Source organism: Streptomyces sp. NPDC002926, assembly GCF_053591755.1.
Genome location: NZ_JBSFUK010000064.1, coordinates 1 through 9,157, shown reverse-complemented (window position 1 = coordinate 9,157; position 9,157 = coordinate 1). Strand labels below are relative to the sequence as shown.

The 9,157-nt window shown below is 71.2% G+C and carries 11 protein-coding genes; 8 read left to right on the top strand and 3 right to left on the bottom strand.

What is annotated here, in order from left to right; genetic code table 11:
* Positions 1-171 (top strand): adenosylhomocysteinase (locus ACWDZ6_RS33055; protein WP_451505777.1); only part of this gene is annotated, 171 nt, incomplete at its 5' end.
* 172 nt (positions 172-343) lie between these two features.
* On the opposite strand, the gene ACWDZ6_RS33050 is transcribed toward ACWDZ6_RS33055, so the two are convergent.
* The gene (locus ACWDZ6_RS33050) at positions 344-487 is read right to left on the bottom strand and encodes a hypothetical protein (protein ID WP_351461893.1); all 144 of its coding nucleotides are present in this window, start codon (positions 485-487) and stop codon (positions 344-346) included.
* Positions 488-582: 95 nt separating this feature from the next.
* Between ACWDZ6_RS33050 and ACWDZ6_RS33045 the strand changes: the two genes are divergently transcribed.
* Positions 583-1,164: a TetR/AcrR family transcriptional regulator gene (locus ACWDZ6_RS33045; protein ID WP_366736121.1), complete on the top strand. Its 582-nt coding sequence runs from the start codon at positions 583-585 to the stop codon at positions 1,162-1,164.
* A 214-nt stretch (positions 1,165-1,378) separates the two neighbouring features.
* Here the strand turns inward: ACWDZ6_RS33045 and ACWDZ6_RS33040 are convergent, their stop codons facing one another.
* Positions 1,379-1,576 carry a hypothetical protein gene (locus ACWDZ6_RS33040; RefSeq protein ID WP_451505776.1) on the bottom strand — a complete coding sequence of 66 codons (198 nt, stop codon included), beginning with the start codon at positions 1,574-1,576 and terminating at the stop codon, positions 1,379-1,381.
* A 312-nt stretch (positions 1,577-1,888) separates the two neighbouring features.
* Here ACWDZ6_RS33040 and ACWDZ6_RS33035 point away from each other — a divergent pair, with 312 nt between their 5' ends.
* The 4 genes from ACWDZ6_RS33035 to ACWDZ6_RS33020 all read left to right on the top strand — a co-directional run bounded on the left by ACWDZ6_RS33035 (position 1,889) and on the right by ACWDZ6_RS33020 (position 6,599).
* Positions 1,889-3,154, top strand: coding sequence for a beta-ketoacyl-[acyl-carrier-protein] synthase family protein (locus ACWDZ6_RS33035; protein WP_451505775.1), 1,266 nt, complete (start codon positions 1,889-1,891; stop codon positions 3,152-3,154).
* Positions 3,151-4,425 carry a ketosynthase chain-length factor gene (locus tag ACWDZ6_RS33030; protein ID WP_451505774.1) on the top strand — a complete coding sequence of 425 codons (1,275 nt, stop codon included), beginning with the start codon at positions 3,151-3,153 and terminating at the stop codon, positions 4,423-4,425. Before ACWDZ6_RS33035 ends, ACWDZ6_RS33030 begins: the two co-directional genes overlap by 4 nt.
* 71 nt (positions 4,426-4,496) lie before the next feature.
* Positions 4,497-4,760 (top strand): phosphopantetheine-binding protein, encoded by a 264-nt coding sequence (locus ACWDZ6_RS33025; RefSeq protein WP_326654701.1) that lies wholly within the window; start codon positions 4,497-4,499, stop codon positions 4,758-4,760.
* A gap of 210 nt (positions 4,761-4,970) precedes the next feature.
* Positions 4,971-6,599, top strand: coding sequence for a BBE domain-containing protein (locus tag ACWDZ6_RS33020; protein ID WP_451505773.1), 1,629 nt, complete (start codon positions 4,971-4,973; stop codon positions 6,597-6,599).
* A 62-nt stretch (positions 6,600-6,661) separates the two neighbouring features.
* Here ACWDZ6_RS33020 and ACWDZ6_RS33015 read toward each other — a convergent pair whose 3' ends face one another.
* Positions 6,662-6,955 carry an antibiotic biosynthesis monooxygenase family protein gene (locus ACWDZ6_RS33015; RefSeq protein WP_451505772.1) on the bottom strand — a complete coding sequence of 98 codons (294 nt, stop codon included), beginning with the start codon at positions 6,953-6,955 and terminating at the stop codon, positions 6,662-6,664.
* Positions 6,956-7,160: 205 nt separating this feature from the next.
* On the opposite strand from ACWDZ6_RS33015, the gene ACWDZ6_RS33010 reads away from it, so the two are divergent.
* Both ACWDZ6_RS33010 and ACWDZ6_RS33005 read left to right on the top strand, forming a co-directional pair.
* Positions 7,161-8,159 (top strand): ATP-binding cassette domain-containing protein, encoded by a 999-nt coding sequence (locus tag ACWDZ6_RS33010; protein WP_451505771.1) that lies wholly within the window; start codon positions 7,161-7,163, stop codon positions 8,157-8,159.
* Positions 8,156-9,010 carry an ABC transporter permease gene (locus ACWDZ6_RS33005; protein WP_326654705.1) on the top strand — a complete coding sequence of 285 codons (855 nt, stop codon included), beginning with the start codon at positions 8,156-8,158 and terminating at the stop codon, positions 9,008-9,010. The genes ACWDZ6_RS33010 and ACWDZ6_RS33005 overlap by 4 nt, the downstream gene beginning before the upstream one ends.
* The last annotated feature ends 147 nt before the right edge of the window (positions 9,011-9,157 follow it).

The following is a 9,157-nucleotide window of genomic DNA, read 5'->3' as shown; positions in this document are numbered from 1 at the left end:
GAGGAGTACCCGACCGACGTCTATGTGCTGCCCAAGCACCTGGACGAGAAGGTCGCCCGGCTGCACCTCGCCGCGCTCGGCGTGAAGCTGACGACACTCCGTCCCGAGCAGGCCTCCTACATCGGCGTCGACGTCGACGGCCCGTACAAGTCCGACCACTACCGCTACTGAGTCCACCCGCCACCACCTGAAACCGGCAAGAGGGCCGGCCGGTGTGTGTCGGTTGCATGGTGTCGTGCCATGCGCCCATAACGGCACACCGGGCCGAACGGGTCTTCAGCCGGGACGAGTTCCTGACCTCCGTCGAGGCGGAGGCCATTTCGTCCCCTCGTTGAGTTCATGCTCACCGGCGGGTGCCGGGCTTGGGCAGCGGACGGGGGCGGGGGACGGAGCGGGGCTTCTGCGGCTGGACGCCGCGACCGCCGTGACCGCCGTTGAACTGGGTGAACGTTCCGGTGCGGTGCTGGGAGGTGTGACGGGCTCGCATATTGACTCCTCGTGTCTGCTGCGATGTACTCTCTTGGAGTGCTTTGAATGTAGTACTTCACTTGAAGTGGTGTCAATGGACTTCGGAGATTTTTCATGAGGCAGAACCCAGCACGCCGTACCGCACTGCTCGACGCGGCCATCGAGGTCCTCGCCCGCGAGGGGTCACGCGGGCTGACGTTCCGCGCGATCGACGCCGAGGCCAAGGTGCCCGCCGGTACGTCGTCCAACTACTTCGCCAACCGTGCCGAGTTGCTGCGGCAGATCATGGACCGCACCCACGAGCGGCTGACGCCCGAGGCGACCGCTCTTGCCGACACCATGCAGGCAGGGCCCTCCACCGAGCTGGTGACGACCCTGATGCACCAGCTCGTCGACCGTATGCGCGCCGACCGCAGCAGCTACCTCGCCATGCTGGAGCTGCGCCTGGAGGCGACGCGCCGCCCCGAGATCCAGCGGGACCTGAACAAGGTCTTCAGCGCGGAGCTGGACTCCAACGTCCGCTTCCACATCGAGGCAGGCCTGCCCGGCGACCGGATCGCCGTGGTCCTGCTCTACCTCGCCACGCTCGGCCTGATCGTGGACGACCTCACCGTGCCCGAGACCCTCGCCCCGTACCCGTACGACGAGCTCATCGGCGAGATGGTGAAGCGCCTCGTGACTCCTCGCCCCGAGTGAGACACGCACCCGCACCGGCCGAGGACCACGCGTACGGGACGGGTACGTGCCCACTGTCCCGGCGGGACGACCGCGAGGCGCCCCGTCGTGACCGACGCGGGCGTCCGCACCCCCGGTGGCCACGGGGGAGCGCTGGAGCCGGGACGGACGGCGGCGGGCGCGTCGTACAGGTCGTACAGCACGTGCGGGGGCGGCGCCGACCGTCCCGGCCGGCTCAGGCTCCGGCGGGCGTCACCCATTCGACCAGCTGGATGACGACGCCGTTGGGGTCGGTGACCGCCTCGTCACGCCCCAGCGAGAAGAACCCGTCGGCGGCCATCCGCTCGACGAAGCCGAAATGGGTTCTGAGGAACGCACCGGACGCGGCGACGTCGTCGACGTTCGGCGACACGGTGGACGTGGTGTCGCTCAAAGGTGCTCCCTGACGGTGGGACCGGTGGCCGGATCTGTTCGGCCGGACACGGCTGACGCTTGCGGTTGTACCCCTGATGAGCACGCCGCTCCTGAGGTGTGAACCCGCTCTCCGCGAGCCGGGTTTCGGGTGGGTCGGAGGCAGATTCAAGCGGCTCTCCAGGCCGTTCGAGGAGTCTCAGCGCCATGAACGGTCGCGTCCGGCGGCAGCGCGGACCCGGCGGTGGCGCGGACAAGCCCGGCGCACGGGGCCGCGCGGCCGGTGCTCCGGCACCCGCTCTGCCATCAGGAGGACAACTGTGAGGAACAGCCGATGAGACGGGTCGTCATCACGGGTATCGGAGTCGTCGCCCCGGGCGGGGTGGGCACCAAGGAGTTCTGGGAGCTGCTGACCGCGGGCCGTACGGCCACCGGGCCCATCACCCTGTTCGACGCCTCCGGCTACCGGTCACGGATCGCCGCCGAGGCCGACTTCGACCCGGCAGCGCACGGATTCGGCACCGAGGAAGCCGGGCGTCTCGACCGGGCCGCCCAGTTCGCCCTCACCAGCGCCCGGGAGGCGCTCGCCGACAGCGGCGCGGCCGATGGGCTCGACCCGTTGCGCACCGGGGTGACCCTCGGCAGCGCGGTCGGCTGCACCACGGGGCTGGACAACGAGTACGCAGTCGTCAGCCGCCACGGCAGCGAATGGAACGTCGACCACACACTGGCCGTCAGGCATCTCTTCGACTACTTCGTGCCCAGTTCCATGGCGGCCGAGGTGGCCAGGGCCACCGGCGCCCAGGGTCCGGTCTCGCTGGTCTCCACCGGCTGCACATCGGGGCTGGACTCGATCGGGCACGCCGTCGAGCTCATCCGCGAGGGCAGCGCCGACGTGATGGTCGCCGGCGCCACCGAGGCGCCGATCTCGCCGATCTCGGTGGCCTGCTTCGACGCCATCAAGGCGACCAGCCCGCGCAACGACGACCCCGCGACCGCTTCCCGGCCCTTCGACCGCACCCGCAACGGCTTTGTGCTGGGCGAGGGTTCGGCCGTGCTGATCCTCGAGGAGGCCGAGCGGGCCCGGCGCCGCGGCGCCCAGGTGTACGCGGAGATCTCCGGCTTCGCCAGCCTCAGCAACGCCTACCACATGACCGGACTGCGGTCCGACGGCAAGGAGATGGCCGAGGCGATCCGGCTCGCCCTGGACGAGGCGCGGCTCGACCCCACTGCCGTCGACTACATCAACGCCCACGGCTCCGGCACCAAGCAGAACGACCGGCACGAGACCGCCGCCTTCAAGCGCAGCCTCGGCAGCCATGCCCACGAGGTGCCGGTCAGCTCCATCAAGTCGATGATCGGCCACTCGCTGGGGGCGATCGGTTCGCTCGAGCTGGCGGCCAGTGCGCTGGCCATCAAGTACGACACGGTGCCGCCGACGGCCAATCTGCACGAGCCCGACCCCGCCTGCGACTTGGACTACACCCCGATCACCGCCCGCGAGCAGCGCACCGACACGGTGCTCAGCGTGGGCAGCGGCTTCGGCGGCTTCCAGAGCGCTGTCGTTCTCACCAGCCCTCGTCTGAAGGAGGCAGCATGACCACGGCCACAGCCGCGCCGGGGGCCGCCCGTATGCCGGATACCGCGCGTCTTTCCTCCTCCCGTACGGCAAGAGCCGTGGTCACCGGCATCGGTGTGATGGCGCCCAACGGCCTGGGGACAGAGGCGTGGTGGGCCGCCGTGCTGCACGGCGAGAGCGGGATCCGTCCCGTCACCCGCTTCGACGCCACCGGCTATCCGGTACAGCTGGCGGGCGAGGTCCCCGGGTTCGTCGCCGAGGACCACGTCCCCGGCAGGCTGCTGCCGCAGACCGACCGGGTGACCCAGCTGTCGCTGGCCGCGGCCAAGGCGGCACTGGAGGACGCCGGGGCCGACGTGGACCAGCTGCCCGAGTACGGAGCCGGCGTGGTCACCGCCAGTTCCGCAGGCGGGTTCGAGTTCGGCCAGCGCGAGCTCCAGGCGCTGTGGAGCAAGGGCGGCCAGCACGTCAGCGCCTACCAGTCGTTCGCCTGGTTCTACGCCGTCAACACCGGCCAGATATCCATCCAGCACAATATGCGCGGCGCCAGCGGCGTCATCGTCTCCGAGCAGGCGGGCGGCCTCGACGCCACCGCCCAGGCCCGGCGGCAGATCCGCAGGGGCACCCCGCTCGTGATCACCGGCGGCGTCGACTCGGGCCTGTGCCCGTGGGGCTGGGCCGCCCATCTGGCGGACGGTTCCATGAGCACCGTCGCCGACCCGGCGCGCGCCTATGTGCCGTTCGACGCCGCGGCCTCGGGCCATCTCGTCGGAGAGGGCGGAGCGCTGCTGGTCCTGGAGGACGCCGACAGCGCGCGTGAGCGCGGTGCCCGCCCGTACGGCGAACTCGCGGGACACGCAGCCACGTTCGACGGTCCGGGCACCTCGAGGCTCGCCGACGCGGCGCGGCTCGCACTGGCCGACGCCGGGGTGCGCCCCGGCGACGTCGATGTGGTCTTCGCCGACGGTGCGGGCGAGCGCGCGGCCGACCGGGCGGAGGCCGAGGCGATCGCCGACGTGTTCGGCCCGTACGCGCTGCCGGTCACCGCGCCCAAGTCCATGACGGGACGGCTCCTCGCGGGCGGCTCCTCGCTGGACCTGGCCGCAGCGCTGCTCGCCCTGCGCGACCAGACCGTACCGCCGACCACCGGCACCGCGGCGCCCGCCGACGACTGCCCCATCGACCTGGTGACCGGCGTCCCCCGCCGGGGCGTGCGACTGCGCACAGCGCTGGTCCTGGCCCGTGGGCGGGGCGGGTTCAACGCCGCCGCCGTCGTACGCGCCGCGGACTGACGCGCCACCCGATCCACCCCCCACCCCCCGTCCGCCGACAGGCGTGACGGGCACCCGAAGGAGAGAGCCCCATGGAACGAATGGAACTGAGCGATCTGATCACCCTGCTGCGCGAGTGCGCCGGCGAGAGCGAGTCGGTGAACCTGGACGGCGACATCATGGACGTCCTGTTCCTCGACCTCGACTACGACTCGCTGGCGATCCTGCAGACCACCGGACGCATCGAGCGGGACTACGAGATCACGCTGGACGAGGAGGCCATCGACGCGGCCGAGACCCCCCGCCAGTACCTCGCACTCGTCAACCGGGTGCTGGCCACCCGGGCGGTGGTCTGAGCCACGACGCACACGTCGGCGACGCCGTCACCCGGCTCCGGCGCCCGCAGGCCAGGGCCTTCCCCGGCGGCCGCCGGGCCGCCGGGATGGCCACCCCTACCCCGGCCCGGTGCGCGCGTCGCCCCCGGCCGCACCCCGGTCGAGGTGCGGGCCGGCCTGTTCACCAACACCTTCCGCCCCGAGCGGCCCGCCCACCCAGAAGGTTGCATGATGACTGCTCCCAGCCGTAGGCGCTTCGTCGCCGGTACGTTCACGGCCTCCGCCGCCGCCGGGCTCGCCGCGGCGGGCATCGCTCCCGCGTCCGCCGCCCCCGCGGCCGGAGCGAGGGAGGCGGAGGCGCCCTGGATCACTCCTGACGACCCGCGCTACGCGGACTTGGCGGTACGCGGCAGCAACAAGCGCTTCGCCGCGCACCCCGACGCCTTTCGCCCCGTGACCACCACCGCTCAGGTGGTGCAGGCCGTCGGGGATGCCGTACGGACCGGCAAGCGCATCGCGGTGCGCAGCGGCGGCCACTGCTACGAGAACGTCGTCGGCGATCCGGCCGTCCGGCTGGTCGTCGACCTCGGCGGGATGAACGCCGTTTCCTACGACCAGAAGATGCGCGCCTTCATGATCGAGGCGGGCGCGCAGCTGACGGATGTCTACAAGAAGCTCTATTACGGCTGGGGCGTCACCCTGCCCGGCGGCGCGAGCGCCACCGTGGGCTTCGGCGGCCACATCGCGGGCGGCGGGTACGGGGCGCTCTCCCGCGCCTTCGGGCTGGCCGCCGACCACCTGTACGCCGTCGAGGTCGTTGTCGTCGACCGCGAGGGCCGGGCCCGCGCGGTGGTGGCCACCCGGGAGGCGTCCGATCCCCGCCGCGAGCTGTGGTGGGCCCACACGGGCGGTGGTGGCGGCAACTTCGGCGTCGTCACCCGCTACTGGTTCCGCTCACCGGGAGCGGTCGGCTCCGACCCGGTGCGGCTGCTGCCGCGTCCGCCGTCCGGCATCCTCTCCAACGCGGTGATCTTCCCCCGCGAGGGCATGGACAAGGCGGCCTTCCGGCGTCTGCTGCGCAATCACGGCGAGTGGCACGAGCGCAACAGCGCCGCCGACTCTCCGTACGCCGGGCTGTACGGCGGCCTGGTGCTCCTCGGCCGGCTCAAGGAGAACGACCCGGGCCAGAGCGCCGTCAGCTTCACACATATGGACGCCGACCGGCCCGAAGCGGCGCGGCTGCTGGCGGACTATGCCGCCGCACTGACCGAGGGCGTGCCCGTCACCCCGTACGTCACCGACGTGCTGAACGAGCCCTGGCTCACCGCGACGCTCACGCTCGCCGACTCGCAGGACACCGACAAGGGCCGCCAGAAGATCAAGTCGGCCTATCTGCGCCGGGCGTGGAGCGGGGCGCAGGCCGACGCGCTCCACACTCAACTGAACAGCACGGACCACAGCTACCAGGCGGCGTCCGTCTCGCTCCAGTCCTTCGGCGGCCGGGTCAACAGCCTCGCCACGTCGGCCACCGCGAGCGCGCACCGCGACGCGATCCTCAATGTGATCTTCATGAACACGTGGCAGGACGCGGCGGGCGACGCCGAGAACATCGGCTGGCTGCGGCGCACTTACCGCGACGTGTTCGCGTCCACCGGCGGTGTGCCGGTGCCCGGCCGGGGCAGCGACGGCTGCTACATCAACTACCCGGACATCGACATGGCCGATCCCGAGTGGAACACCTCGGGCGTGCCCTGGCACCGCCTCTACTACAAGGACAACTATCCGCGGCTGCAGCGGGCCAAGGCCGTCTGGGACCCGCGGAACGTCTTCCGGCACGCGCTGGCGATCCGCCCCGCGTGACCGCAGGACCGAAGATGGCCTGTGGGCCCTCCCGGGGGAGGGCCCACAGGCCACCGGTGCGCTCAGCGAGCGACGCGCTCCAGCGTCGGCGTGTACAGGTTCGGGTCGCTGCTGCTGAGCGCGCGCAGCGCCGTGCGGTGCGCGGCGAACTCCGGCCGGGCGACGGCCGCCCGGAAGGACTCCTCGTCCTGCCAGTCGGCCACGTTCACATACCGGCCCGGCTCCTGGATGTGCTGGAGCAGACGGTGGGCGATGAAACCGGGCTGGGCACTGAAGAACGCGGACGTCGCGTCGAAGGCCTTCTCGAACTCGTCCGCCGGCCCGGTGACCTCGAAGCGGTTGATGAATGTGATCACGGTCTGTCCTTCTCGCGAGGGGGACGTGGGAATCGCCGGACACCCTCGCAAGCGCGGCTCGAGCGGCCCTGGAACCGGCCCGGCTCCAGCGCCGCTCGAGCCGCGCTGCAACGGCGCGCGCGAAGGTGGGAGCGGTGCCGTCTCCGGCCTGCTTGCGCGGGGGCGGACCTCTCCGACGTCCGTACCGACGAAAGAAGTTGACGACGTGGAATCGACCAGTCCGGCAGTCTTCGCGGAAGGGCTGCGCAAACGCTACGGCAAGCGCTACGCGCTCGACGGTTTCGATCTCAGCGTGGAGCGCGGAACGGTCCACGGACTGCTCGGCCCGAACGGGGCGGGCAAGACCACATCCGTCGGCATCCTCTCCACCCTCCTCAAGGCCGACGAGGGACGTGCCGAGGTGGCCGGCTTCGACGTCGTGCGCCAGACCGCGGAAGTGCGCTCCAGCATCGGTCTCGTGGGCCAGTACGCGGCCGTGGACGAGGTGCTCAGCGGGCGGCAGAACCTGGTGATGTTCGGCCGGCTGCACCATCTGTCGCCGCGCGACGCCGGCCGCCGCGCCGACGAGCTCCTGGAGCACTTCCGGCTCGACGACACCGGCAAGAAGCCGCTCAAGGCCTACTCGGGCGGGATGCGCCGTCGCCTCGACCTCGCTGTCAGCATGGTGCTGGCCCCGCAGGTGCTGTTCCTGGACGAGCCGACCACGGGGCTCGACCCGCGCAGCCGCAACGAGGTCTGGGAGGCCGTACGCGGCCTCGTCGGCGCCGGCACCACCGTGCTGCTCACCACGCAGTACCTGGAGGAGGCCGACCAGCTGGCCGGCTCCATTTCGGTCATCGACTCGGGCCGGGTGATCGCCGAAGGCACGCCCGACGAGCTGAAGGGCCGGGTCGGCGGCGACCGTATCGACGTGGTGGTGCGGCGTGCCGACGAACTGGCCGCCGCCGCTGCCGCCATGGCCGCGATCGGCGACGGCCTGCCGGAGACCGCCCCGGACACCCGGCGGGTCAGCGTGCGCGTCGAGGACCGCAGCCGCGCCCTGTCCGAGGTCGTGCGCTCGCTGGACCAGGCGGGCGTCGACGTCGAGGACATCGCGCTGCGCCGCCCCACCCTGGACGAGGTGTTCCTGCACCTCACCGGACACACCACCGAAAGCGACGAGCAGGCCGCGGCCTCCGACACCCGAGAGGCGATGGCGGCATGAGCATCACCGCACCGCAGGTTCCGCAGCTCTCCCGCCTCCCGAAGATCCCGCGTACGCCGCTGGGCCGGGCACGCTGGGCGTGCGCCGACGGCTGGACCGTCACGCTGCGCGGCCTCACCCACTGGGTCCGCGAACCGGGCGGTCTCATCGGGACGCTGACGTTCCCGGTGATGATGGTCCTGATGTTCACCTATTTCTTCGGTGGCGCGATGCAGGTCCCGGGCGGCGGCAGTTACCGCGAGTTCCTGGTACCCGGCATGTTCGTCATGACGATGGTGTTCGGCATGGGCGAGACCGTCACCGCCGTGTCCGCCGACAAGAACCGGGGCATCACCTCCCGCTTCCGCACCCTGCCCATGTCGCCCTCGGCGGTGGTCGTCGGACGCGCCGTCACCGACATGCTGAGCTCGCTGCTCGCCCTGGCCGTTCTGTTCGGCGTCGGGCTGCTGATCGGCTGGGAGGCGCACGGCAGCGCCGGTGACACCGTGTACGCCGTGGGCCTGTTGCTGCTGCTGCGCTTCGCGCTCGTCTGGGCCGGGATCTACCTCGGACTGCTGATGAAGGGCCCCGAGGGCATCACGATGGTGCAGACCCTGGAGTTCCCCGTCGGCTTCCTCACCAGCGCCTTCGTCGCGCCCTCCACCATGCCGGGCTGGCTCGGCACCGTTGCCGAGTGGAATCCGCTCTCCTCCACCGTGCTCGCCACCCGCGAGCTCTTCGGCAACCCGGGCTGGGGCGGCGACTCCTGGATCGCGCAGAACGCGCAACTGATGGCTGTTGTCTGGCCGGTTGTCCTGTGCGCGGTGTTTTTCCCGCTGTCCGTACGGCGGTTCCGTAACCTGACAAGCTGATCAACACCGTAGGGAACAACGGCAGTACGGAACAGTCAAGAGGGAGCGGGCTTCATGGTGTGGATTGCGCGTGAGCAGGACGGACTGCTGGCGCGGTGCGCGGCCGTCTTCGAGCCGGGCGATGGGGGGGCCCGCGGGGGCGTGGCC

What these genes read in the sequence shown, in the direction of transcription:
- ACWDZ6_RS33050 (WP_351461893.1), bottom strand. Translation starts at nt 487, where the DNA reads ATGCGAGCCCGTCACACCTCCCAGCACCGCACCGGAACGTTCACCCAG.
- ACWDZ6_RS33045 (WP_366736121.1), top strand. Translation starts at nt 583, where the DNA reads ATGAGGCAGAACCCAGCACGCCGTACCGCACTGCTCGACGCGGCCATC.
- ACWDZ6_RS33035 (WP_451505775.1), top strand. Translation starts at nt 1,889, where the DNA reads ATGAGACGGGTCGTCATCACGGGTATCGGAGTCGTCGCCCCGGGCGGG.
- ACWDZ6_RS33030 (WP_451505774.1), top strand. Translation starts at nt 3,151, where the DNA reads ATGACCACGGCCACAGCCGCGCCGGGGGCCGCCCGTATGCCGGATACC.
- ACWDZ6_RS33025 (WP_326654701.1), top strand. Translation starts at nt 4,497, where the DNA reads ATGGAACGAATGGAACTGAGCGATCTGATCACCCTGCTGCGCGAGTGC.
- ACWDZ6_RS33020 (WP_451505773.1), top strand. Translation starts at nt 4,971, where the DNA reads ATGACTGCTCCCAGCCGTAGGCGCTTCGTCGCCGGTACGTTCACGGCC.
- ACWDZ6_RS33005 (WP_326654705.1), top strand. Translation starts at nt 8,156, where the DNA reads ATGAGCATCACCGCACCGCAGGTTCCGCAGCTCTCCCGCCTCCCGAAG.